Source organism: Gordonia sp. LMA167, from assembly GCF_058130025.1.
In genome coordinates this window covers 4,587,100-4,612,038 of record NZ_CM176708.1, presented here as the reverse complement: position 1 = coordinate 4,612,038, position 24,939 = coordinate 4,587,100, and the positions used below count along the sequence as shown (strand labels likewise).

Sequence of the window (24,939 nt, the reverse complement as noted above, 5' to 3'; positions counted from 1 at the left end):
CATGGGCTACGACGCGAAGTTCCGGGTATGGCGTGGTGACACCGAAGACGGTGGCCTCCAGGACTACACAGTTCTGGCCAATGACGGTGAGGTGGTGCTCGACATCATCCATCGGCTGCAGGCAACCCAGGCCCCCGACCTGGCTGTGCGCTGGAACTGTAAGGCCGGTAAATGCGGTTCGTGCTCGGCGGAGGTGAACGGTCGTCCGAAACTCCTGTGTATGACCCGAATGTCGACATTCACCGAAGACGAGGTCATCACCGTCACCCCGATGCGGACCTTTCCGGTGATCCGAGATCTGGTCACCGACGTCTCGTTCAACTACACGAAGGCCCGGGAAATCCAGTCGTTCACACCGCCGGAAGGTCTGAAGGCCGGCGAGTACCGAATGAAGCAGGTCGATGTGCAGCGGTCGCAGGAGTTCCGCAAATGCATCGAGTGCTTCCTCTGTCAGAACACCTGTCACGTCGTCCGCGACCACGAGGAGAACAAGCAGAACTTCGCCGGGCCACGTTTCCTGATGCGCGTCGCGGAGCTCGACATGCATCCACTGGATGTGGCGGAACGGCGCGATTCGGCCCAGTCCGAACACGGTTTGGGTTTGTGCAACATCACTAAGTGTTGCACGGAGGTGTGTCCCGAGGAGATCAAGATCACCGACAATGCGCTGATCCCGATGAAAGAACGGGTTGTGGATCGTCACTATGATCCGCTGGTGTGGTTGGGTAACAAACTCTTTCGCCGATAGGTGATTCCGCTGTCGAGCCGCTGGGTCGAGGAATGCGTGACCATGGGTCTCGGCCGCGTTTTCCCTACCTGTCATCGCGCAAATATGAATGGCCTCACATTTTCCTGCGTGACTCCGTACCGTTCCAGGGTATGAGCCGTCAAGCGCTGATTGGCCTGTACCCCCGAACGATCGGCGCGGCGGTCGGGCTGATCGTCTCCGCATGCTCGGCCTCGGGCGACGAATCATCGGGCACATCGGCCTCGTCCTCGGCGCCATCGTCGACCTCGCGTGAGGCGTTGAAGATGTACGCGAGGTAGAGATTTCAGGGGGATTCCGTGATGGGCAGTGACGGCGTCTCGGCTGGTCGCCGACCCCGAGCCGAACGGCGGTGGACCGCATCGGCGTTCGTCGTGGTGTCGATGATGGTGCCGTTCCTGCTCCCCGCGCGGTACTCGCCGGGTACAGACTGGTTCCTTCCGGCGATCGAGGGTTGCGTACTTCTGACATTGATCATCGTCGATCCCGGTCGCATCGATCGGCCCGGACCCTGGGCCCGTGCTCTGTCGCTCGCACTCGTCGCGGCGATCGCCACCGGCGCCGCATGGGGTTCGGCACGCCTCGTCTGGGACCTGGTGCACGGCAACCCGCAGACGACCGTAGCGAATGAACTGCTCATCTCCGGAGCTCTGGTGTGGCTGCAGACCATTATCGCGTTCGGCTTCTTGTACTGGGAGCTCGACAACGGGGGACCCGTCAACAGGCATCTGCGGCCCCGTGATCACCCCGATCTGGCGTTTCCTCAGCAACTCGACCCCGGCCTCGCGCCACCCGGGTGGCGGCCGATCTTCTTCGACTACCTGTACCTCGCGTTGACCAACGCCACCGCCTTCAGCCCCACTGATGTGATGCCGCTGGCCCGGTGGGCGAAGCTGGCCATGGCGGTGCAATCGATGCTGTCGATCGTGATCCTGAGCCTCGTGGTCGCCAACGCGGTCAATCTCCTTGGCTGAGGCCTGAGAAGCAACAGCATCGAGTTCGGGCGCGTGGAGCGGTTACCGGCGTGCCGTCGAACAAGAAGTGCAGGCCAGAAATGGCTCTGACCTGCGACTGCATGGTGCCCTCGGTGAGACTCGAACTCACACTGGACGGGTTTTGAATCCGTTGCCTCTGCCAATTGGGCTACGAGGGCATCTGCGACCTCCGCGCATCGGCGGCGGCTGCGACAGTCCACTTTAGATGATGAGCCTGGCGGCGGGTCAACCGGTACTCTGCTCGCATCGGCCGGTGATCAAATGTGCTGTTCACAGGTAGGTCGATCAGGAGGAGGGGATGGTGACGGTGGCAGACAGGGCTACGGCTCAGACCGGCCAGCAGGCGACGACGCATCGGGTGCTCGTGGCCGAGGATGACTCGTTGATCCGCATGGATCTCATCGAGATGCTCCGCGAAGAGGGCTATGAGGTGGTCGGGGAGGCCCCGAACGGCCAGGTGGCGGTGGAACTGACCGAAACCCTCACCCCGGACCTGGTGATCATGGACGTCAAGATGCCGGTGCGTGACGGCATCGACGCGGCTTCCGAGATCGCGCAGAAGAAGCTGGCGCCGGTCGTGATGCTGACCGCATTCAGTCAACGGGAGTTCATCGAGAAGGCGCGGGATGCGGGAGCGATGGCCTATCTGGTCAAACCGTTCACCAAGGCCGACCTGGTCCCGGCCATCGAGCTGGCGGTCAGTCGGTACAACGAGGTCGCCGCGCTCGAGAAAGAGGTCGCCACGATGGCCGACCGACTCGAGACACGCAAGCTCGTCGAACGCGCCAAGGGGCTCCTCATGGAGAAGCAGGCGCTCTCGGAGCCCGAGGCGTTCAAGTGGATACAGCGCGCGGCGATGGACCGCCGGACCACCATGAAGGCGGTCGCGCAGGTGGTCGTCGAGACCCTCGGTCCCAGCAACTGACGGTACCGGGGGACGAGCCGTTAATTCTGTGAAAACACGCCAATTGGTGTCGTGCGCGTTTGCCGCCAATCCATCGCGGGCGCCCGGGATTCGGTCTATGTTTTCTCAAGGTCTCCTCAGCAGATCTCTCGGCACTCTGCCGGGTGGGTGGGAAGTGAAGAGGTAAGAGAATGCATCGTCGTGTTGCGACAGGTGCTCTCGCGGTGGCATTGGCGAGCGTGCTCGCCGTGTCCGCGTGTAGCAGCAAATCCAGCGACTCCGGAAGTGATTCAAGCGGTTCCGCGTCCGCGAGTTCAGGTTTGGAGATTTCACCGCTCGCGCAGATCGACGTCGACGGCAACGAGGTCCCGCAGGCCTCGACCTCGGACGCGCTCAATCCCGCCGACGGCGGAGCCAAGTGTGACCAGACGACCATCGCGATGGCCGGCGCTCTGACCGGTGCCAACGCCGCGTTGGGCATCAACATCAAGGACGGTGCCCAGCTCGCCGTCGACCAGCACAACAAGGCCAATCCGGACTGCCAGATCGTCCTGAAGACCTTCGACACCGAAGGCGATCCGCAGAAGGCGACCCAGGTCGCACCGCAGATCACCAACGACACCTCGATCGTCGGCCTGATCGGCCCCGCGTTCTCCGGTGAGACGAAGGCGACCGGCGGTGTCTTCAATCAGGCCGGACTGGTGTCGGTGACCGCTTCGGCCACCAACCCGTCACTCACCGACAACGGCTGGAAGACGTTCTTCCGTGGGTTGGCCAACGATGATGTCCAGGGGCCCGCGGTTGCGAAGTACCTGACCGGCACCATGGGCAAGAAGAAGATCTGCGTCATCAAGGACGACAGCGACTACGGTGTCGGCCTCGCCAAGGCGATGACCGAGACTCTCGGGTCTGCAGCCGACGCGAGCTGCTCGGGTGACGTGAAGACCGGTGAGCGCGACTTCTCCGCCGTGATCTCCAAGGTGACGGCTGCCAGTCCCGACGCGGTGTTCTACTCCGGCTACTACTCGGAGGCAGCGCCGTTCGCCCAGCAGTTGAAGTCGGCCGCTCCGGACGTGCTGTTCGTCTCCGGTGACGGCACGAACGACCCCCAGTTCACTGCGCAGGCCGGTGACTCGTCCAAGGGCGCGGTCCTGTCGTGCCCCTGTGGTCCGGCGCCGTCGGAGTTCAGTTCCGCCTACTCGGACGCGTTCAAGCAGGCCCCCGGCGTCTACTCGGTGGAGGCCTATGACCTGGCCGGCATCCTGATGAAGGGCATCGAGGAGGGCAACACCACCCGGCCGCAGCTGCTCAACTACGTCCGCACCTACAGCGGACAGGGTCTGGCCCGCAAATACCAGTGGACCCCGACCGGTGAGCTCACCTCATCGCTGATCTGGGTGTACGAGGTCAAGTAGCAACTCACGTCCCGCACGGTGCGCCCGGGCAGCGAGCCCGGGCGCACCGTGCCTGCGCTGGTGACTTGTTTGCGGTGGAAAGGCACGAATGATTGTGCATGCGGTGGCCGAGACGGCGGCGGTGGCATCAACCATCGGTTTTGATCTCGGTGCATTGAAGCAGGGGTTCTGGGGCCTCACGATCGAAGGACTCACCTACGGGGCGATCTACGCACTCGTCGCGGTGGGCTACACCCTCGTCTACGGCGTGCTCCGACTGATCAACTTCGCACACTCCGAAGTCTTCATGCTCGGCATGTTCGGGCAGTACATCGGTCTGCTGCTGCTCGGATTCACGCCGTCGGGGAACACCTACTCCGAGGGCACGGTCATGACGATCGTGTACCTGCTGTTGGCCGGCCTGTGCGGCATGGCCGTGTCCGGCAGTGCTGCAGTAGGTTTGGAGTTCGTTGCCTATCGGCCACTGCGCAAGCGCAATGCCAAGCCGCTGGCGTTCCTCATCACCGCCATCGGCATGTCGTTCGTGCTGCAGGAGTTCGTGCACTACGTCCTGCCGAAGCTTCCGATCGATCCGCAACTCGGTGGCTCGAGCGCTCAGCCGACGATCCGGCTCGTGCAGCCGGTCAAAGAGTTCACCATCTTCGGCGCCCCCGTCTACAACCTGACGCTGATCATCATCATCTCGGCGTTGATCTTGGCGATGGGCACCGACTACATGATCAACCGCACCCGGCTGGGCCGTGGCATCCAGTCGGTGGCGCAGGATCCCGACGCCGCGCTGCTGATGGGTGTCTCGCGCGAACGCATCATCATGGTGACGTTCCTGATCGGTGGCCTGCTGGCCGGTGCGGCGGCACTGCTCTACACGCTGCGGGTCCCGACGAACATCGTCTACTTCGGCGGTTTCATCCTCGGCATCAAGGCGTTCTGTGCCGCCGTCCTCGGCGGCATCGGCAATGTGCGTGGCGCATTGCTCGGCGGGCTCCTGCTCGGCGTGATGGAGAACTATGGTTCGGTGGTGTTCGGTAACCAGTGGAAGGACGTGGTGGCGTTCGTCCTGCTCATCCTGGTGCTGATGTTCCGTCCCACCGGCATACTCGGCGAGAAACTCGGGAAGGCACGGGTATGACGACACATCAACCGCCCGCCGATCCGTCGGCGCTCGAGGATCCGAACAAACCCGAACCGCGCGGCGTCGGCGATGCGATCCGTAGCTGGTGGAACGGATTGCCCCGCGTGGGTCAGTGGCTGGTCGGGCTCCCGGCGATCATCATCGTCGGATTGCTGCCCGTCATCAACCCGCCGCTGATCACCACCACGGCCACCAATTTCGGCGTCGTGATGGCCACCTTCGCGATGACCGCACTGATCGCCATCGGTCTCAACGTGGTGGTCGGTCAGACCGGACTGCTTGACCTGGGTTACGTCGGCTTCTACGCGGTCGGTGCGTATGTCGTGGCGCTGATGACCAGCCCGGCCAGCCCGCTGTGGAACAGCACCGACCATGGGATCTTCTCCGGTCCGTGGGCCTGGTTGGCGTGTGTGCCATTGGCCATCGTGATCACCGGGATCACCGGTGTCATCCTCGGAACACCGACGCTACGTGTCCGCGGTGACTACCTCGCGATCGTCACCCTCGGATTCGGCGAGATCGTGCGCCTGCTCGCCGACAACCTCGGTGACATCACCAACGGTGCCTCCGGCCTGCAGGGAGTGCTGTTCCCCGAACTCGGTACGTCCGACAAGCACCCCGACGGCGTCTTCTCCAGTGCCAACAACTCGTCCACGCTCAACTACGGCGTGTGGTGGTACTGGCTGGGCATCGTGCTGGTGATTCTCGTACTCATCGTGATCGGCAACCTCGAGCGAAGCCGTGTGGGCCGGGCCTGGGTGGCCATCCGTGAGGACGAGGATGCCGCGGAGATCATGGGCGTGCCGACGTTCAAGTACAAACTCTGGGCGTTCGTGATCGGCGCGGGGATCGGTGGCCTGTCCGGCGCGGTCTACGCCGGGCAGGTGCAGTACGTCGACCCGAAGGCGTTCACCGTCATCAACTCGATGCTGTTCCTGTGCGCCGTGGTCCTCGGTGGACAGGGCAACAAGCTGGGCGTGATCGCCGGCGCGTTCATCATCGTCTATCTGCCCGCACGCGTGCAGGGGATCGAGGTCGGCGGTCAGTCGCTGAGCGAGTTCAAGTATCTGTTCTTCGGCCTGGCGCTGGTGACCCTCATGATCTTCCGACCGCAAGGCCTGTTCCCGGCTCGGGCACGTCTGGTCACATTCGGGCGGCGCATCTATGGTGCAGTCAAGCGTGCGCCGGCGGCGGCGCCCGCGCACGGCGAGGAGGCGAGCGCATGAGCCGGCATCGTCAGCCCGACGACGAGTCACCGGACACTTCACCGGCGGCCCCGGCCGATGGCGCCGAGGGCATCGACGAACAGCTCGCGGAGGCCGCGGCCGATCCCGAGGCGCGATCGATCCTCGACCCGGCCGCGGTCGATCCGGATCTCGCCGATCCCGGCGCCGTCGCCGAGGTCGTCGCCCCCCATCGCGACATCGCCACCGCGGAGGGCGAGAACCTCCTCGAGGTCAGTGGCCTGACCGTCGAGTTCGGTGGTCTCGCCGCCCTCGACGACGTCAGCTTTCACATCAAGCGTGGTGAGATCCTCGGACTCATCGGGCCCAACGGGGCAGGCAAGACAACGTGTTTCAACGCGATCACCGGGGTCTATCGCCCGACTCGCGGGACGGTCATGTTCGACGGGGCCCCGCTGGGGCGGATCAAGCAGCACAAGATCACCCGCCTCGGCATCGCGCGCACGTTCCAGAACGTCCGGCTCTGGGGCGAGATGACCGCGCTCGAGAACGTCTGTGTCGGCACCGACGCGCGGCACAAGACGTCGGTGTTCGGCGGCATCGTCCGAACGCCGCGGCACTATCGGGAAGAGCACGACGCGGTCGACCGCGGGATGGCGCTGCTCGAGTTCGTCGGGATCGCTCCGCGGGCGGCCGAGAAGGCGTCCAACCTGCCCTACGGTGACCAGCGCCGTCTGGAGATCGCGCGGGCGCTGGCGACCGAACCCAAACTGCTCTGTCTCGACGAGCCGGCCGCCGGCTTCAACCCGAGCGAGAAGACCGCGCTGATGGGCCTGATCAAGAAGATCCGTGACGACGGGTACACCGTCTTGCTGATCGAACACGACATGCGTCTGGTGATGGGCGTGACCGACCGGATCGTGGTGCTCGAGTTCGGTCGCAAGATCGCCGACGGCACCCCACGCGAAGTCCGTGACAATCCCGCCGTGGTCGCCGCCTACCTGGGAGTCCCCGATGACGAATCCGCCTGAATCCGAGACGAAGCCGGACGCGCCCGGCTCGACGACGGTCCTCGAGTTACGCGATGTCGTGATCCACTACGGTCGGATCCAGGCGCTGCACGGGATCTCGCTGCACGTGGGTGCAGGTGAGCTCGTCACCCTGCTCGGCGCGAACGGCGCCGGTAAGTCGACCACGATGCGCGGCATCTCCGGGCTGAACCGCCTGACCAAGGGCGAGATCCTGTTCAACGGGGAGTCGATCTCCGGGCTGGCACCGCACGAGCGGGTGAAACGAGGCATCATCCAGGTGCCCGAGGGTCGCCGCATCTTCCCGGGTATGACCGTACTCGAGAACCTCGACATGGGTTGCTACGGCAGGAAGTTCGATTCAAAGCAGGCCTATCAGGAGGCGCTCGACCACGTCTTCGATCTGTTCCCGAGGCTCGGTGAGCGTCGCAAGCAGTTCGGCGGGACGATGTCCGGTGGAGAGCAACAGATGCTCGCCATCGGTCGTGCCCTGATGGCACGCCCAAAGCTCCTGCTGCTCGATGAACCGTCGATGGGTTTGGCGCCCATGGTGATTCAGCAGATCTTCCGGATCATCGCGAAGATCAACGAAGACGGAACCACGATCCTGCTCGTCGAACAGAATGCGCAACAGGCGCTGAGCAGGTCGACTCGCGGATACATCCTGGAGACCGGTGTGATCACCAAAGAGGGTGCGGGCAAAGACCTTCTCGTCGACGATGCGGTCCGGGAGGCCTACCTCGGAGTGGCGTGAGACACTTCGACTTGAATCGTCTCACGGACCCCAGTACGTTCCCCGCATGCTCAAACGAACAGTCATGATCGCAGTCGGGGTGCTCACGCTGGCCGCGTTCGGGATTCCCGTGGCCCACGCTCAACCCGGAGCCACCGCGTGCCGTCCGAGCATTCCCGCCTCCGAGCGGCAGCACATCGCGGATCTGTCGGCCGCGTCGGCCAATCGGACGCTGGCCGATGCGCGAGACCACGGGCACGAGATCGCCGACATCTGGGGCGACAAGGGGGACCCGCGAGGCGCCTTCGCCGATGTGTACGTGCCGATCCTGGATGTGACGATCCCCTCGATCGAACTCGGCGACTACCAGGACTCCCGGTGGGCCGGACGCCTCGCGTTGAACTTCGTCAACCGTTACCTGGCCGCCGTGCACGCCCACGTGACCGGACAGGCCGTGCCCCGCGAGTGGCAGCGCTACTACCAGTACGCCACCGACTGCCATCACAGCGGTGGCCGGGTCGCCACCTCGGGGATGAACAGCCACCTCATCCTCGACCTACCGAATGCGCTTGCGGCAGTGCACACCAGTGCCGACCGCTGGTCGGACTTCAATCTCTACGGTGAGATCCTCGGCGCCGCGACACCGAAGATCATCGAATCGATCAAGCAGGACTACGGAACCGACCTCACCGAGCTGTTCACCGCCTCGATCGTCGGCGACACGATCGGGGAGGAGCGCGCCACCGGCTTGTTCTTCCAGAGTGTGCGGGCCGCTGCCTGGGTGAGCAGCCGTGGTCTCTCCGACCCGGCGACCGCTGCGGCGACCCACGGCTTGATGTGGGCGGAGTGGACGACCGCCGAAGGCGTGCTCGACACCTCCGATGCGGTCGGGCTCTTCTGACCCGACCTCGCGCCTATCGTGGGTGCATGATCCCGATCACGGTGTCGCCCTCGCGTGACCTCGACCTGGTCAGTTCGCTCTTGGCGCAGGCCTTCGTCGCGGACCCCGTCATGCGCTGGCTGATCCCCGAGACCCGTTCGGACAAGCGGATCTTCTACACGCTGGTCCGGTGGGTCCACGGTGGACGCTCGTCGATGGATGTGGCGGTGCGTGACGGGATCGCGGTGGGCGCCGCAGTGTGGGATCCACCCGGCCACCGGCAGTCGGCCGCGGCACAGATCGGTTCGATCCTGGGCTTCCTCCGAGGATTGGGCGGTCAGTTCCGGCGCGGAATGATCTTGGAGCAGGAGTTCGGCAGGGTGCGCCCCAAAGAGCCGCACTGGTATCTCGGTCAGGTCGGCGCCACCGTGCAGGGCATGGGTGTCGGCACCGCTCTACTGTCCGCCGGCATCGATCGGGTCGACGCACCCGCCTATCTGGAGAGCTCGAACGAGGCGAACATCCCGCTGTACGAGCGATTCGGATTCGAGGTGATCGGGGAGGTCACGTTGCCGCTCGACGGTCCCACGGTGTGGCCGATGTACAGACGGGGCTGATGCGTTCGGACCGGTCGTCGAACTGCTCCGCGACGTGTCCGAGTGGGTCACTAGACTCGCTGGGGTGAGTCCCGCGAAGAGTACGACTGCGCCCGCCCAGAAGTCCGCCGGCAAGGACGGTCAGCCGCTGCTGATGCTGCTCGACGGACACTCGTTGGCCTACCGGGCCTTCTTCGCGCTGCCGGCGGAGAACTTCAAGACGGCGAGCGGTCAGACCACGAATGCGGTCTACGGCTTCACATCGATGCTGATCAATCTGCTGCGCGACGAGGCACCAACCCACATCGCCGCCGCCTTCGACGTGTCGCGGAAGACCTTCCGGTCGGAGATGTTCCCGGAGTACAAGGCGCAGCGGTCCAAGTCTCCGGATGAGTTCAACGGTCAGGTCGATCTCACCAAGGAGGTGCTCGACGCGTTGGGCATCCCGGTCATGGCGATCGAGGGCTACGAGGCCGACGACATCATCGCGACGCTGGCGACCCAGGCCGAGGCCGAGGGGTACAAGGTCCTGGTGGTCACCGGTGACCGTGACTCACTGCAACTCGTGGACGAGTCGGTCACGGTTCTCTATCCGCGCAAGGGGGTGTCGGATCTGACCCGCTTCACCCCGGAAGAGGTCGAGAAGAAGTACGGTCTGACTCCCGTTCAGTACCCCGACTACGCGGCGCTGCGCGGGGATCCGAGCGACAATCTGCCGGGCATCCCGGGCGTGGGGGAGAAGACCGCATCGAAATGGATTCGCGAATACGGTTCCCTCGCTTCACTGGTCGATCACGTCGACGAGGTGAAGGGCAAGGTCGGTGACGCACTGCGCGCCCACCTGGCATCGGTGCAGACGAACCGACAACTCACCGAACTCGTCCGCGACATGCAGTTGCCGTCACGACCGGACGAACTGGCGATGGTCGGCTGGGACCGCGACCGGATTCATCAACTGTTCGACGACCTGGAGTTCCGGGTTCTGCGTGACCGACTGTTCTCGACGTTGAGTTCCGTTGAACCGGAAGCGGAATCCGGATTCGACCTGGACGGCACCAGGCTCGGCGCCGGCGAGGTCCGGGCCTGGCTGGACGCACACACCAGGACCGGGCGCAGCGGGGTGGCGGTGACCTCACCGCATTCGGTGACCGGGGCCGATGCGACGGGCATCGCCATCGCCGCCGCCGACGACACCTCCGCTTACATCGACGTGCCGTCGCTCGACGCGGACGACGAGCAGGCACTCGCCGCATGGTTGGCCGACCCCGACCTGCCCAAGGCGTTGCATGAGGCGAAGTGGGCCATTCACGCCGTGCGGGCACGGGGCTGGGCCTTCACCGGTATCACCAGCGACACGTCATTGGCCGCCTATCTCGTCCGTCCCGGTCAGCGCACGTTCAATCTCGACGACCTGACCCTGCGTTACCTGCGGCGCGAACTGCGCGATGACACCGCCCCCGACGACGGACAGATGTCGCTGCTCGACGACGACGGCGGCGACGCCAAACATGCCGAGCAGCAGATGCTCGAGGCGCGGGCGGTCGCCGAACTCGCCGACACCCTCGACACCGAGCTCGAGCGGATCGATTCCCTCCCGTTGCTCACCGAGATGGAACTGCCGCTGTTGTTCGTGCTCGCCGAGCTCGAGGCCGCCGGGATCGCCGTCGACGTCGACCACTTCGGCGAACTGGAAAGCGACTTCGCTCAACGGATTCGCACTGCCGCCGACGCCGCGTACGAGGTGATCGGGGAACAGATCAATCTGGGTTCGCCGAAGCAGCTGCAGACCGTGCTCTTCGACAAACTCGACATGCCGAAGACGAAGAAGACCAAGACCGGCTACACGACCGACGCCGACGCGCTGCAGGGCCTGTACGAGAAGACCGAGCATCCGTTCCTCGCGCATCTGCTCGAGCACCGCGACGCGACTCGGCTGAAGGTGACCGTCGACGGTCTGCTGAAGTCGGTCGCCGACGACGGACGGGTGCACACCACGTTCAACCAGACGGTGGCGGCGACCGGCCGCTTGTCGTCGACCGAGCCCAACCTGCAGAACATCCCGGTCCGCACCGAGGCCGGGCGGCAGATCCGGCAGGGCTTCATCGTCGGAGGAGATTCCGCAGGCGCCTACGACTGCCTCATGACCGCCGACTACAGCCAGATCGAAATGCGCATCATGGCGCATCTCTCCGAGGACGCGGGTCTCATCGAGGCGTTCAACACCGGCGAGGATCTGCACAACTTTGTCGGCTCCCGCGCTTTCGGGGTGCCGATCGATGCCGTGACCACGGAGATGCGTCACCGGGTGAAGGCGATGTCCTACGGCCTGGCCTACGGACTGAGTGCGTTCGGACTCGCCGCACAATTGAAGATCAGCCGCGACGAGGCCAAGGAGCAGATGGAGGCTTATTTCGCGCGCTTCGGTGGTGTCCGCGACTATCTGCACAATGTCGTCGACGAGGCCCGTCGCAACGAGTACACCGCGACCCTGTTCGGTCGTCGGCGGTATCTGCCCGACCTCAACAGCGACAACTGGCAGCGGCGCCAGGCAGCTGAGCGGATGGCACTCAACGCGCCCATCCAGGGCACCGCGGCCGACATCATCAAGGTGGCGATGATCAACGTGTACGGCCGTCTGCGGTCCGAGGGCCTGCGATCGCGGATGCTGCTGCAGGTCCACGACGAGCTCGTCGTCGAGGTGGCGTCCGGGGAACGCGATGCGGTCGAAACGGTGGTCCGTGAAGAGATGGGCAACGCGATCTCCCTGTCCGTGCCGTTGGAGGTCTCGGTCGGTTTCGGTCGATCCTGGGACGACGCGGCCCACTGATTCCTCCACCGGTATCGGAGTAAATCTCTCGTAACCACCCGGTGGACCACCGGCCGAGGCAGTAAGTTCAGTCAAGGCGTCGGCATGGTGCCGGCGGTCTCGATGTGGCCCCGCGGGTGAGCGGGAATGAAGGGGTTTTTCTGATGCGACATCATCGATCATTCCGACCCGACTCGCTGCGGTGGGCGGGCATCGTCACCGCGCTGGTAGCGGTGCTGGCACTTGTGCTGGCAGGCTGCTCGAACGACGAGAGTTCGGGCGACGGCAGCTCCGACGTGTCCATGATGTCGGTCGATGTGCAGAAGGTCGACGAGATCGCGGCACTGGTGCCGGAGAAGATCCGCCAGTCGGGGCAGCTGACCGTCGGCGTCAATGTTCCTTACTCGCCCAACGAGTTCAAGGACAGCAGCGGCGCGATCGTCGGCTATGACGTGAACCTGATGAACGGCGTCGCCAAGGTCCTGGGGCTCAACCCGGTCTACCGTGAGGCCGACTTCGACAAGATCATCCCCGCGGTCCAGCAGGGCACCTACGACGTCGGCATGTCGTCGTTCACCGACACCAAGGAACGTGAACAGCAGGTCGATTTCGTGACCTACTACAGCGCCGGCGTGCAGTGGGCCCAGCAGAAGGGTTCGGGAATCGACCCCAACAACGCATGCGGCAAGAAGGTCGCAGTGCAGTCGACGACCTATGAGGACACCGACGAGATCCCAGCCAAGACCAAGGCGTGCACCGACGCCGGAAAGCCCGCGATCGAGAAGGTCAAGTTCGACAGCCAGGACGAGGCCACCAATGCGCTGGTGCTCGGCAAGGTGGATGCGATGTCGGCGGACTCGCCGGTCACCGCATACGCGATCAAGCGTTCCGGCGACAAGCTCGAGCCCGCAGGCGGCGTGTTCGATTCGGCCCCCTACGGTTACCCGGTGCAGAAGGGGTCGGCACTCGGCCAGGCCCTGCAGAAGGCCGTGCAGTACCTCATCGACAACGGCCAGTACAAGGCGATCGCCGAGAACTGGGGTGTCGAGGCGGGCACCATCCCGAACTCGGTCATCAACGGTGCGGTCAGCTAGCCGGTGAGTTCTCCGTCCACAGGTCCGATCGGGGCCCACGCCGACTCGTCGGAGCCGGCCCCGATCAAGGCCGTTCCACTTCGTCATCCGGGGCAGTGGGCCGCCGCGGCCATCGTGCTGATCCTGGCCGCACTGTTCGTCTACGGCGCCGCCACCAACGCCGCCTACGCCTGGGACACCTACGCCAAGTATCTGTTCGACACCCGCATCCTCTCGGGCGTCTGGTACACGCTCGCCCTGACGGTGCTGGCGATGGTCATCGCGATCATCCTCGGCATCCTGCTCGCGATCATGCGGCTCTCACCGAATCCGGTCCTGCGCTACACGGCGTGGGTCTACCTCTGGGTCTTCCGCGGCACACCTGTGTACGTACAGCTCGTGTTCTGGGGCCTCTTCCCGTCGATCTACAAGCAGATAGACCTCGGCATCCCGTTCGTCCACCAGTTCGCGCACTTCGACATCCAGTCGCTCAATGCGGCCTTCACCTTCGCCATGATCGGTCTGGCTCTCAACGAGGCCGCCTACATGGCCGAGATCGTGCGGGCCGGCGTGTCGTCAGTGGGCGAGGGGCAGACCGAGGCATCGGTGGCACTCGGGATGTCGTGGGCGCAGACGATGCGGCGCACCGTGCTGCCACAGGCGATGCGCGTGATCATCCCGCCGACCGGCAACGAGGTGATCAGCATGCTCAAGACCACCAGCCTCGTGGCCGCGGTGCCGTTCACCGGTGAACTGTACGGGCGTGCGCGCGACATCTCCGGCGTGAATTTCGAGCCGATTCCGCTCTTGATGGTGGCCTCGACCTGGTACCTGGCGGTGACGAGCATCCTGATGGTCGGACAGTTCTATCTGGAGCGCTACTACTCCAAGGGTGCCAGTCGGCAGTTGACCGCCCGACAGCTCAGAGCCCTTGCGGCCACACAGAACACACCGATCGTGGAGGGGGAGAGCGATGAGCGTCGCTGAACACCCGATGGTCCTGGCCGACCGGGTGTGCAAGAACTTCGGCACGCTCGAGGTCCTGAAGGGCATCACACTGAAGGTCGGGCGCGGTGAGGTGCTCTGCCTCATCGGTCCGTCGGGTTCGGGCAAGTCGACCTTTCTGCGGTGCGTCAACCATCTCGAGGTGGTCAACGCCGGTCGGTTGTACGTCGACGGCGATCTCATCGGCTACCGCGAACGCGGCGACAAGCTGCACGAGATGAGTCCGAAGGATGCCGCCAAGCAGCGCCGCGACATCGGGATGGTCTTCCAGCATTTCAACCTGTTCCCACATCGAACTGCGCTGGAGAACGTCATCGAGGCACCGACCCAGGTCAAGAAGCAGAGCAAACGTGAGGCGACCGAACGGGCGCGGTATCTGCTCGAACGTGTCGGTCTCGCCGACAAGGCCAGTACATATCCGGCCCAGCTGTCCGGAGGCCAGCAGCAGCGCGTCGCGATCGCCCGGGCGCTGGCGATGGAACCGAAGCTGATGTTGTTCGACGAGCCGACGTCCGCGCTGGACCCCGAGCTCGTGGGTGAGGTGCTCGGCGTGATGCGTGAGCTCGCCGCCGAGGGGATGACCATGGTGGTGGTGACCCACGAGATGGGTTTCGCCCGTGAGGTCGCCGATCAGCTGGTGTTCATGGACGGCGGCGTCGTGGTGGAGCAGGGCAACCCTCGCGATGTGCTGGCCAATCCGCAACACGAGCGGACAAAGGGCTTCTTGTCGAAGCTGCTGTGAGTTGTGGGCCGCTCCCTCGGTGGTCGAGTGGTGGTGGGCCCCGGTGGTCGAGTGGTGGGCCCCCGGTGGTCGAGTAGCGCCGAGCCCCCCGGTGGTCGAGTAGCCGCGAGCTCTCCTCCGGTGGTCGAGTAGTCGCGAGCCCCCCTCCGGTGGTCGAGCAGTCGCGAGCCCCCCTCCGGTGGTCGAGCAGTCGCGAGCCGCTAGGCGAGTGGCGTATCGAGACCACTTGAGCTGCAGGTGGTCTCGATACACGCCTCGCCTAGCGGCTCGGCGCTACTCGACCATCGGGGGGTGGTTGTGCGCTGCTCGACCGTCGGGGGGTGGTTGGGCGCTGCTCGACCGTCGGGGGGGTGGTTGGGCGCTGCTCGACCATCGGAGGGTCGTTCGGCTTCGTGCAGCAGAAGATCGCGGTTCCCGGAAAGTACTGGCCGCGGAACGGACTCCACTGACCCCATTCCTGGTCGAAACCCTCGGGCCATTCGGGTTCCACGATGTCATCGAGGATCAGTCCGGCGGAACGGATCTCACGAACCCGGTCGCCGACGGTGCGATGGTGTTCCACGTAGGTGATCGCACCGTCGTCGTCGACCTCGGTGTACGGGGTGCGGTCGAAGTACGGGATCCGGACGATGAGTCCTTCCGGGCCGGGATCGTCGAAGAACATCCAGCGCATCGGATGATTCACCGCGAAAACCCACCGTCCGCCGGGGCGTAGTACGCGTGCGACCTCGGCCATCACACCGGCCGAGTCGGAGACGAACGGGACGGCGCCGAAGGCCGAACACACCACGTCGAACGAGCCGTCGGCGAACGGAAGCGACTCGGCGGTTGCCTGCACCAGCGGTACCCGACGGCCGTCGGCGTCCATCGCAGCCAGCCCGATGCCGAGCATGCGGCGCGACAGATCGACACCGATCGCCCGGGCGCCGTGGGTCGACAGCCACCGTGCACACGGTGCCGAACCGCAACCGACCTCGAGCACATCCTTGCCGTCGATGTCCCCGAGTAGCCCGATGTCGGCCTCGCGCAGGCCTTCGGGGCACCACACGAAGTCGCCGCCGGATGCGAATGTGCCGAGAAACGAGCCGTGCTCAGCGTGATAGTTCTCCGCGTCGTGGTCCCACCACCACCGGTTCGCCCGATCGCTCGTCGTCGAATCGACATCGGTGAGCAGCCGCGGAGGTCGTACGGGTGCCGGCGCGTGCTCGGATTCGTCCTCACTCATGGGCATCCTGCGATGATAGAATCTCGCGTGGTCAGCCTCCTGCTCCTGGGCCCGGTCGATGTGCCGGCGCGGGCAGAAGGGCGCGGCGGACAATTCGGCAGTCCACGACTTCGATGCCTGCTCAGCGCGTTGGCGACACGCGCCAATTCCGTGGCGGATGCCGACTGGTTGGCCGAGATCCTATGGCCGGATTCACCGCCGGCGAATCCCGAATCGGCTCTGCACAATCTGGTGTTCCGGCTGCGCGGCGAGTTGCGCGGGCGAGCTGCCGAGAATCGTCTGCGGGTGATCACGGCAGCGCCGGGTTACGCACTGATGGTCGACCGTGCCGAGGTCGATTCTCTGCTGTTTGCCGATCGGGTCCGGGACGCCGGTTCGTTGACCGACTCGGACCCCGCGGCGGCCGTGGAGAAGGTCGATGCCGCCGAATCTCTCTGGCGTGGCAGGCCATACGGTGAGTTCGCCGATCAGGTCTGGGCGCGTGCCGACGTCGAGGCACTTGACGAGACGCGGGTGCGGGCCACCGAGGTGGCGGCCGAGGCGCTGATCCGATCAGGATGTCCGAGCGATGCGGCGAGCAGGTTGGCCGCAATCGCCGACCAACACCCGTATCGGGAGAGTCTGCACCTGCTGCTCATGCAAGCGCTGTGGCATGCCGATCGTCCCACTGATGCCTTGTCGACCTATCGCGCACTGCGCCAACGTTTGTCGACAGACCTCGGCACGGACCCCTCGCGGAGCGTTCGTGATCTGCACGCGAGGGTACTGGCCGGGGAGGCGGCCCCGGCGGCGCGCGGCCATCGTCCGCGCGCGCCGACGGCCGGCCAAGGGCCCGCGATCATCGGTCGCACTGCTGATCTGGCCACCCTCGATGACCTGCTGCAGTCGGAAACCGTGACCACCGTCGTCGGGCCCGGCGGTGTGGGCAAGACCGCGCTGATCCGACACCACACCCGCAATCATGAAGCGGTGTGGTTCGCGGAGTTGTCCGGTGTGCAGACGGCCGCCGACGTCGTGCACGGTGTGGTCACCGCGACGGCGACCACACCCCGTCGCGACCTCGACCCACTCGACGCGTTGACCGAATCCCTGGCGGCGCGGTCCGGACTCCTGGTGCTCGACAACTGTGAACACGTCCTGGATGCGGCCGCCGACCTCGCGCGCGCCGTACACGCAGGCTGCCCGGGCGTTGCGGTCGTCGCCACGTCCAGGGTGCCGCTGGGACTCGACATCGAGCAGGTGGTCGACCTCGAACCGCTGGTCGTGCCGCCGGCGGCCGCATCGGACGCCGAGATCGCGGCGTCGCCGGCGGTACGACTGTTCTGTGCTCGCGCGCGGGCTCGCGACCCCCGATTCACGCTGACCGGCGACAACGTGTCAGCCGTCGCCGAGGTCTGTCGACGCCTCGACGGACTGCCACTCGGCATCGAACTCGCCGCCACCAAGGCCAGGGCGATTCCTCCGCAGGCTCTCGTGGACCGGCTGCAATGGCGATTCCGGGTACTACACAGCCCCCGTAGCAGCGACCCCCGCCACCGAAGTCTGTACGCGTTGGTCGACTGGTCCTACGGATTGCTGAGTGATCGCGGCCGCCGACTCTTCGACACCTTGTCGGTGTTCCCCGCCCGCTTCGGGCTCGACGACGCCGAAGACCTCGCTGTGAGGACAGGTGTGCTCGAGCGGGCAGATGTCACCGACACGATCGCCGAACTCGTCGAGACGTCGATGCTGACAGTCGGCCCCGACGGGTATCGCATGCTGGAAACGTTGCGCACGTTCGGGATTGCGCAGCTCGACGAGCAGAAACGTCTCGACGCGGTTCGCGCAGCACACGCCGGACTGGTCGCGGATCGGCTCGAGCCGCTGGGACGGGAACTGTTCGGCCGCGGTCATGTCGATGCGGCGGCGCTGGTGGCGACTCGGTTGGACGACGTACGCCAGGCTGTGGACCACGCGTGCGAACGGGATCCGCGGGTCGGACAACGTCTGCTCGCCGGCGTGATCCCGTATCTCGAACTGACGATGAGTACCGAGGTCACCGGATGGGCTCGACGTCTGCGGTCGGCTGCGGCCGCCGATGGCCCGGACGCGGTCGTGTGGGCGGTCGCGGCGAGCGGCGCCCGCTTCGACGGCGACCTGCCGACCGCCAGGCGGTACGCGCAGACCGGTCTCGATCGCCGTCCCGACCCCGCCGTGGAGGTCTACCTGCGCATGATGCTGGTCGAGGTCGGGCTGTTCCAAGGTGATCTGGACCGGACGGCGACTCTTGCCGGGCAATTCCGTGACGCCGCTCTCGCCGCGGGCATGTCGGGCGCGGCGCACATGGCCGACTTGTGCGTGATGCTGATGAACGCCTACCGCGGAGACGCGCTGGTGTCGCACCGGGCTGCGCTACGGGTCGCCGACGAATGCGACGCGACTGGTCAAGCCGTGGTGGGCGCGTGGGCGCGGTACTGCGCCGGGGAAGCCGTCCTCGACACCGAACCCGACCGCGCGCGGGCGCTGCTCGAGGAGGCCATCGCCGGCGCGGCGGGCACCGGCGACCGGTACCTGCGCGGGGTCGCCCAGGTGTCACGCGCATCGATCGAGGCCCGCCACGGTGACGCCGAGCTCGCCGGACGCCTTCTCGTCGACGTCGTGCGACACTGGCGCGACGCCGGCAACTGGACGCATCAGTGGGTGTCGCTGCGGACCGTCGTCGATGTCCTGCTACGTCGCGGCCACATCGAGGACGCCGCCACCCTGCTCGGCGCGATCCGTCACTCCGACGAGATCACCGGTGCCGGAGCCTACGGGTTCGACGAGCAGCGACTCGATGCGGCGTTCGAACAGATACGCGGCGGGCTCGGCGACGATCAGTTCGTCGACGACCTGATGGCGCGGGGAGGAGCCATGTCCGGGCCTGAGGTCGTCGCCGCGGCGTTGGCCGCGCTCAACGCGGAGTGAGTTCGTAGAACCGGAAGAAGCTGAAGTCCTCGATCGGGAGCACCTCGACGCGGTCGAACCCGGCCTGCTGTGCATAAGACCGCAGCGTGGACGGGCGCATCACCGTCCCGGTGGCCGCCGACGGCGGCGAACTCATGCCGTCGGGAAGGCACACGAACAGCGAGAACCCATACATGATCTTGTCCAGATCATCTGCCGGCCCCGCGAATTCATCCGACACCGCTTCATCCATGATCACCACGGTTCCACCTGGCGCCAGCGCGGTGCGCGCCGCCGACAGCACCTCGACGGGACGAGGCATGTCATGCAGACATTCGAAGGCGAAGATCACGTCGAACGGACCGCGACGGGTCGCCTCGGCGCCGTCGGCGACCAGGAACTCGACCCGATCGCCGAGACCGGCCTCGGCGGCCGTACGACGAGCCATCTCGACCGATTCGGTATCCACGTCGAGTCCCACGATGGTCGCTTCGGGGTAGGCCCGAGCCAACGCGATCGTCGAATATCCGGCGCCGAAACCGATGTCCGCGATGCGCGCACCCGGCTGCGACAGCCTCTCGTGCACATGGGCGACACCGGCGAGCGCGGGGGCCAGCTGGGTGTCGAACCACGGTCGGTTCAGTGCCGCCTGACACTCGCGAGCGTCGGCGCCCATCTGCGCCCAGCTCACTCCGCCGCCGTGCCGGTAGGCGTCGAGCAGCTCGGGCATCCGGCCGATCGATGCGGCGAACATCCGGGGCAGCTCACCGAGGTAGGCCAGGCTGCTGGTGTCGGTGAGTACCTCGGCGACGCCGGGGGAGATCGAGAACCGGACGGGCCGGCTGTCGAGGTCGGCATCGAGAATCGAGAATGCGGCCTGCATCTCCAGCCACTCCCGCGCGTAGCGGCGGTTGGTTCCGGTTCGGTCGGCGAGTTCGTCGGATGTCAACGGCCCGGATTCGGCCAGACAGGTGTACCAGCCGAGCCGGTCGCCGAGGTAGATGCTCATCGTCTCGGCGGTCGCCAGAGTCGAGGTGAACACCCGCTCGGCGAAGGCGTCGGCGGTCGGTGAAGTCGCTGTGGCCGGAGTCGGTGTGGGAGTGGGCGGTGTCGGGGGCGTTGCTGTAGTCATGCCCGCAACGATGCGCTCGTCGCCTCTCAGGTCACTCTCAACCTGCCGGCCCTGCCTCTCAGCAGTTGCGCCCGGCGAGAACGTGCTCGGTCCGCGTATCCGAGTTCCAACGCCGCAGCGCGACGAACGTCGCGAGGTTGGGCATGGGTCGGAGCGCTTCGATGGTGTCGAGTGCGGAGGCGATCTGCGTGGAGGTGAGGCGACGGCCGAGGGTGATGTGCGGAGTCCACGCGCCTGGTGCGGCATGCGGAAATCGACCACCGTCGCCGTCGATGAAATCGTCGGTCAGACGGGTTGCCTGCGCGTGCAGCGACAGGAGTTCGGCGCTCGGCACGACGAGCCGCGCCAACGTGTGGCGCGCGCCGTGACCGAACACCAGGGGAGCGCCGATCTCACAGGTCAGCGGCAGTCGCTGCGCGCACGGCGACAGGGCGTTGTCGGCGCCGGCGCTGATCCGGGCGGCCGGGATCAGCGTGACGTGCGGACGGTTGGTGTCCGACCGGACACGCGCCCCGCTGGGGAGTCCCGCCTCGACCAGCGCCGACCACTCCGCACGAATGCGGGCGTCGGCGGCCTCGTCGGGCAGGAGCTCGATGGAATGCGCCATAGACCCAGTCAACCAAAGCGCTGCGCCCGTTGTCGGGGACATTCCCTGACCTCGACGAGGCTGCCGCGTGGACGGTGCGCGCCGAGCGCGGCGGATAAGCAATTAAGGTGCGTCTGCGTATTCGCTGGTCAGAAGGGTTTTCAGTGGTGAAAAAGTGGTGCGGCGGTTGAGTCGATCTCCCCGCCGGGACGTATTTGCCCAGCGCAACGGCACTGGAGTAGGCTGACTCACGCGCGTGTGCACCATGACGCGCGGTTCGCACACGCCCTGTTCGGCGGTAATCCCGCTCAGTGGTCGGTGCCGATCCACACGTGAAGAACTGTACCTACTACACACCTGTCCGGAGCAACTCAACATATGTCGTCCCCCACGATCACCTCGCCGCAAGTAGCCGTCAATGACATCGGCTCGGCCGAGGACTTTCTCGCCGCCATCGACTCCACGATCAAGTACTTCAACGATGGCGACATCGTGGAAGGCACCATCGTCAAGGTCGATCGCGACGAGGTTCTGCTCGACATCGGTTACAAGACCGAAGGCGTGATCCCTTCCCGCGAATTGTCGATCAAGCACGACGTCGACCCCAATGAGGTCGTCAACGTCGGTGACGAGGTCGAGGCCCTGGTTCTCACCAAGGAGGACAAAGAAGGCCGCCTCATCCTGTCCAAGAAGCGAGCTCAGTACGAGCGCGCGTGGGGCACCATCGAGGAGCTCAAGGAGAAAGACGAGGCCGTCAAGGGCACCGTCATCGAGGTCGTCAAGGGCGGCCTGATCCTGGACATCGGCCTGCGCGGCTTCCTCCCGGCGTCGCTGGTGGAGATGCGTCGCGTGCGCGATCTGCAGCCGTACATCGGCAAGGAGATCGAGGCCAAGATCATCGAGCTCGACAAGAACCGCAACAACGTGGTCCTGTCGCGTCGCGCCTGGCTGGAGCAGACCCAGTCCGAGGTGCGCAGCGAGTTCCTGCACCAGCTGCAGAAGGGCCAGGTCCGCAAGGGCGTCGTGTCCTCGATCGTCAACTTCGGTGCGTTCGTCGATCTCGGCGGCGTCGACGGTCTGGTGCACGTCTCCGAGCTCTCCTGGAAGCACATCGACCACCCGTCCGAGGTTGTCGCGGTGGGCGACGAGGTCACCGTCGAGGTCCTCGACGTCGACCTGGACCGCGAGCGCGTCTCGCTGTCGCTCAAGGCCACCCAGGAAGACCCGTGGCGTCAGTTCGCCCGCACCCACGCGATCGGTCAGATCGTGCCGGGCAAGGTCACCAAGCTGGTGCCGTTCGGTGCGTTCGTCCGCGTCGACGAGGGCATCGAGGGTCTGGTTCACATCTCCGAGCTGGCCGAGCGCCACGTCGAGGTGCCGGATCAGGTCGTCTCCGTCGGCGACGACGCGATGGTCAAGGTCATCGACATCGACCTGGAGCGTCGCCGCATCTCGCTGAGCCTCAAGCAGGCCAACGAGGACTACACCGAAGAGTTCGACCCGTCGAAGTACGGCATGGCCGACAGCTACGACGAGCAGGGCAACTACATCTTCCCCGAGGGCTTCGATCCCGAGACCAACGAATGGCTCGAGGGCTTCGAGACCCAGCGTGAGGCATGGGAGGCCCGGTACGCCGAGGCCGAGCGTCGCCACAAGATGCACACCGCCCAGATCGAGAAGTTCGCCGCCGCGGCCGCCGAGGCCGAGAACGCCCCGTCGGACTACTCGTCGGCATCCGAAGGTGGCCGCGCGCCCAGCAGCGCACCGGCATCCACGGGTGGCTCGCTCGCCAGCGACGAGCAGCTCGCTGCTCTGCGCGAGAAGCTGTCGGGTAACGCCTGATAAGTAGTACGTAGCACGAAACCAGAACTCCCCGGCTCGGATTCGAGTCGGGGAGTTCTGGCATTTCTGAGGACCTCGAACACTGTTGTGCGCACGGGCGGGCCGTCTCACCGGTTGGCCAAGTGCGCCGCCACTTTCGGTGCCGGTGTCGGAAACAGATGGTGCCAAACCATTCGCGGGTTCACTGATTCGCGCACATTCACGTCCGACACAACAGACAAGGGGCATGTGCCACAATCGGCCACTCGGCGCGCCGGGGATGCGGGTTTGCGAGACTGGTGTACGTGATCAGACTGGGCTTGTCCGGTGGCATCGGCGCCGGGAAATCGACGGTGGCGAAGACCTTCCTCGAACGCGGTGGCTACCTCATCGACGCGGACAAGATCGCTCGGGAGGTGGTGGAGCCCGGTACCGAAGGGCTCGCCTCACTCGTCGAGGCGTTCGGCGACGACATTCTCGCCGACGACGGCAGCCTCGACCGACCCGCACTGGCGGCCAAGGCATTCACCGACGAGGAACAGCGCAAGAAACTCAATTCGATCACTCACCCGCTGGTCGGCAGGCGCACGCAGGAACTACTCGACGCCGCGCCCGAGGATGCCGTCGTCGTGCAGGACATCCCACTGCTCGTCGAGGGGCACATGGCGCCCTTCTTCCATCTCGTGGTGATTGTCAATGCGGACCCTGAGCTGCGGGTGCAGCGCCTGACCACGCTGCGCGGGCTGGACGAAGCCGATGCACGGGCACGTATCGCCGCCCAGGCGTCGGAGGCCGACCGGCGCGCTGTCGCCGATGTCTGGCTCGACAACTCGGGCTCGGAAAGTGATCTGGCCGCCGTGGCCGCCCAGCTCTGGGATGAGCGACTGGTTCCCTTCGAACGCAACGTACGCGCTCGTCGGGCCGCCGAGCTTCGCGTTCACCTCATGGCACTCGACCCTGACCCGTCGACCCTGCCCACCCGCCTGGTCAACAGGTTGTGGGCGATACTCGGCGACAAGGCAACGCAGATCACCACGACTGCGACCGACGTCCTAGCCTCGCGGGCAGAGCTTCCGGGAGCTGAACTGTCGCCATCGGACCTCACCGCGCCCGAGGTGAGCGTGACTCTCTCCCCCTCGTCGACCGATGTCGCCGATCTGCTGGCCGAGGGCGGTTTTCCGCGCGTGGACGGCGAGGTCGATGTCTACGCGTCCGCCGACCCGGGACGGCCCGGGGTGGTGCGAACGGCCACGTCGTAGTCGAGTTGCGGTTACGGCATTTGGATGAACTCTGGGTACGAGTGTGTGCAGATTTCCGGTTTCGGCGATGTGAGAGATGCGAACTTTTGCTAGCGTGAACGCGCACCCAGGGGTGCGACCTATATCACTGCTCTAGTCGAGGGAGAACAGCCATGGGTGTACGCACGAGGGGCCGCGCGGCGGCTGCTGCCGTAGCGTTCGCGAGTGTCGCAGCCGCGGGAGCGGTGCTGGCCGCACCGGCGAATGCGGCCGTCAGCGACATCACGATCGACAACTCGGCCCTCCTCGGTTCGCTCGGTGAGCAGCGTTTCGGTGTGGGCTGCGGTTATGGCGTGATCGCCACCGCAACGCCTGACGAAGATGTTGATTTCTATGTCAACGGACAGAAGAGGGGCACATACAAAGCCGACGGCGGAAAGGCCACGTATCCGTGGATTCCGTTGACACCGGGCAATTACGAGATCGTGGCAAAGCAAGGGGCCGGGGACCCGGGTAAGTCAACAGGTGAAATCACCGTCGTTCAGGCCATATATACCGGCAGCTCCTGCATCATTCTTTGAGCTACGTATCCGGTGGATGCCGGTGAAAGCGGCTCGGGAGCCACTTCGCGATTGTAAAGTTTGGCGCAGTTCTACTGTGTGAATTTTGAGGGACCGAAAAGGAATTGCGAGCGGTAAAGGTTGCCGGATCGCGGTTTCTGTGGAATACCTGAAATGCGATCGTAATCGTCGG

21 protein-coding genes and 1 tRNA gene are annotated in these 24,939 nt (G+C 65.4%); 18 read left to right on the top strand and 4 right to left on the bottom strand.

The genetic code is table 11. The annotated features are described in order from the left end of the window. The first annotated feature begins 1 nt into the window (after position 1). Complete coding sequence (locus ACVT6V_RS20965; RefSeq protein ID WP_489896038.1) at positions 2-748, top strand: succinate dehydrogenase/fumarate reductase iron-sulfur subunit; 747 nt, start codon at positions 2-4, stop codon at positions 746-748. Between the two features lie 320 nt (positions 749-1,068). Further along, a complete protein-coding gene (locus ACVT6V_RS20960) occupies positions 1,069-1,740 on the top strand; it encodes a hypothetical protein (protein WP_489896037.1) in 672 nt (223 codons plus the stop codon). 102 nt (positions 1,741-1,842) lie between these two features. Here the strand turns inward: ACVT6V_RS20960 and ACVT6V_RS20955 are convergent. Next, a tRNA-Leu gene (locus ACVT6V_RS20955) sits at positions 1,843-1,919 on the bottom strand. Positions 1,920-2,059: 140 nt separating this feature from the next. Here ACVT6V_RS20955 and ACVT6V_RS20950 point away from each other — a divergent pair. The 12 genes from ACVT6V_RS20950 to ACVT6V_RS20895 all read left to right on the top strand — a co-directional run bounded on the left by ACVT6V_RS20950 (position 2,060) and on the right by ACVT6V_RS20895 (position 15,259). Continuing rightward, on the top strand, positions 2,060-2,686 hold the full coding sequence (locus tag ACVT6V_RS20950) for an ANTAR domain-containing response regulator (RefSeq protein WP_489896036.1): 627 nt from the start codon (positions 2,060-2,062) through the stop codon (positions 2,684-2,686). Between the two features lie 170 nt (positions 2,687-2,856). Beyond that, complete coding sequence (locus tag ACVT6V_RS20945) at positions 2,857-4,080, top strand: branched-chain amino acid ABC transporter substrate-binding protein (RefSeq protein ID WP_489896035.1); 1,224 nt, start codon at positions 2,857-2,859, stop codon at positions 4,078-4,080. Positions 4,081-4,168: 88 nt separating this feature from the next. Beyond that, complete coding sequence (locus ACVT6V_RS20940) at positions 4,169-5,209, top strand: branched-chain amino acid ABC transporter permease (protein WP_489896034.1); 1,041 nt, start codon at positions 4,169-4,171, stop codon at positions 5,207-5,209. Continuing rightward, positions 5,206-6,438 carry a branched-chain amino acid ABC transporter permease gene (locus tag ACVT6V_RS20935; RefSeq protein WP_489896033.1) on the top strand — a complete coding sequence of 411 codons (1,233 nt, stop codon included), beginning with the start codon at positions 5,206-5,208 and terminating at the stop codon, positions 6,436-6,438. Before ACVT6V_RS20940 ends, ACVT6V_RS20935 begins: the two co-directional genes overlap by 4 nt. Further along, complete coding sequence (locus tag ACVT6V_RS20930) at positions 6,435-7,427, top strand: ABC transporter ATP-binding protein (protein WP_489896032.1); 993 nt, start codon at positions 6,435-6,437, stop codon at positions 7,425-7,427. Before ACVT6V_RS20935 ends, ACVT6V_RS20930 begins: the two co-directional genes overlap by 4 nt. Then, complete coding sequence (locus ACVT6V_RS20925; protein WP_489896031.1) at positions 7,411-8,178, top strand: ABC transporter ATP-binding protein; 768 nt, start codon at positions 7,411-7,413, stop codon at positions 8,176-8,178. The genes ACVT6V_RS20930 and ACVT6V_RS20925 overlap by 17 nt, the downstream gene beginning before the upstream one ends. Positions 8,179-8,224: 46 nt before the next feature. Next, positions 8,225-9,058, top strand: a complete 834-nt coding sequence (locus ACVT6V_RS20920; protein ID WP_489896030.1) for a DUF5995 family protein — start codon at positions 8,225-8,227, stop codon at positions 9,056-9,058. A gap of 26 nt (positions 9,059-9,084) precedes the next feature. Then, positions 9,085-9,654, top strand: coding sequence for a GNAT family N-acetyltransferase (locus ACVT6V_RS20915; protein WP_489896029.1), 570 nt, complete (start codon positions 9,085-9,087; stop codon positions 9,652-9,654). Positions 9,655-9,718: 64 nt separating this feature from the next. Then, complete coding sequence (gene polA, locus ACVT6V_RS20910; protein ID WP_489896028.1) at positions 9,719-12,460, top strand: DNA polymerase I; 2,742 nt, start codon at positions 9,719-9,721, stop codon at positions 12,458-12,460. Between the two features lie 143 nt (positions 12,461-12,603). Continuing rightward, on the top strand, positions 12,604-13,533 hold the full coding sequence (locus ACVT6V_RS20905; RefSeq protein WP_489896027.1) for an ABC transporter substrate-binding protein: 930 nt from the start codon (positions 12,604-12,606) through the stop codon (positions 13,531-13,533). Between the two features lie 3 nt (positions 13,534-13,536). Then, positions 13,537-14,499, top strand: coding sequence for an amino acid ABC transporter permease (locus tag ACVT6V_RS20900; RefSeq protein WP_489896026.1), 963 nt, complete (start codon positions 13,537-13,539; stop codon positions 14,497-14,499). After that, positions 14,486-15,259, top strand: a complete 774-nt coding sequence (locus ACVT6V_RS20895) for an amino acid ABC transporter ATP-binding protein (RefSeq protein WP_489896025.1) — start codon at positions 14,486-14,488, stop codon at positions 15,257-15,259. Before ACVT6V_RS20900 ends, ACVT6V_RS20895 begins: the two co-directional genes overlap by 14 nt. Positions 15,260-15,518: 259 nt before the next feature. Here the strand turns inward: ACVT6V_RS20895 and ACVT6V_RS20890 are convergent, their stop codons facing one another. Beyond that, the gene (locus tag ACVT6V_RS20890) at positions 15,519-16,490 is read right to left on the bottom strand and encodes a class I SAM-dependent methyltransferase (RefSeq protein WP_489896024.1); all 972 of its coding nucleotides are present in this window, start codon (positions 16,488-16,490) and stop codon (positions 15,519-15,521) included. A gap of 21 nt (positions 16,491-16,511) precedes the next feature. Between ACVT6V_RS20890 and ACVT6V_RS20885 the strand changes: the two genes are divergently transcribed. After that, complete coding sequence (locus tag ACVT6V_RS20885; protein ID WP_489896023.1) at positions 16,512-19,430, top strand: ATP-binding protein; 2,919 nt, start codon at positions 16,512-16,514, stop codon at positions 19,428-19,430. Here ACVT6V_RS20885 and ACVT6V_RS20880 read toward each other — a convergent pair. Beyond that, complete coding sequence (locus ACVT6V_RS20880; RefSeq protein ID WP_489896022.1) at positions 19,417-20,541, bottom strand: class I SAM-dependent methyltransferase; 1,125 nt, start codon at positions 20,539-20,541, stop codon at positions 19,417-19,419. The two genes, ACVT6V_RS20885 and ACVT6V_RS20880, sit on opposite strands and share 14 nt — an antisense overlap. Positions 20,542-20,599: 58 nt before the next feature. Then, entirely contained in the window at positions 20,600-21,148 is a 549-nt protein-coding gene (locus ACVT6V_RS20875) for a 2'-5' RNA ligase family protein (RefSeq protein ID WP_489896021.1), read from the bottom strand. A 357-nt stretch (positions 21,149-21,505) separates the two neighbouring features. Between ACVT6V_RS20875 and rpsA the strand changes: the two genes are divergently transcribed. From rpsA to ACVT6V_RS20860, 3 genes are all read left to right on the top strand, one after another. Next, complete coding sequence (gene rpsA, locus ACVT6V_RS20870; protein WP_489896020.1) at positions 21,506-22,969, top strand: 30S ribosomal protein S1; 1,464 nt, start codon at positions 21,506-21,508, stop codon at positions 22,967-22,969. A gap of 284 nt (positions 22,970-23,253) precedes the next feature. Further along, complete coding sequence (gene coaE, locus ACVT6V_RS20865; protein ID WP_489896019.1) at positions 23,254-24,207, top strand: dephospho-CoA kinase; 954 nt, start codon at positions 23,254-23,256, stop codon at positions 24,205-24,207. A 152-nt stretch (positions 24,208-24,359) separates the two neighbouring features. Next, complete coding sequence (locus ACVT6V_RS20860; RefSeq protein WP_489896018.1) at positions 24,360-24,767, top strand: hypothetical protein; 408 nt, start codon at positions 24,360-24,362, stop codon at positions 24,765-24,767. Positions 24,768-24,939 lie beyond the last annotated feature (172 nt).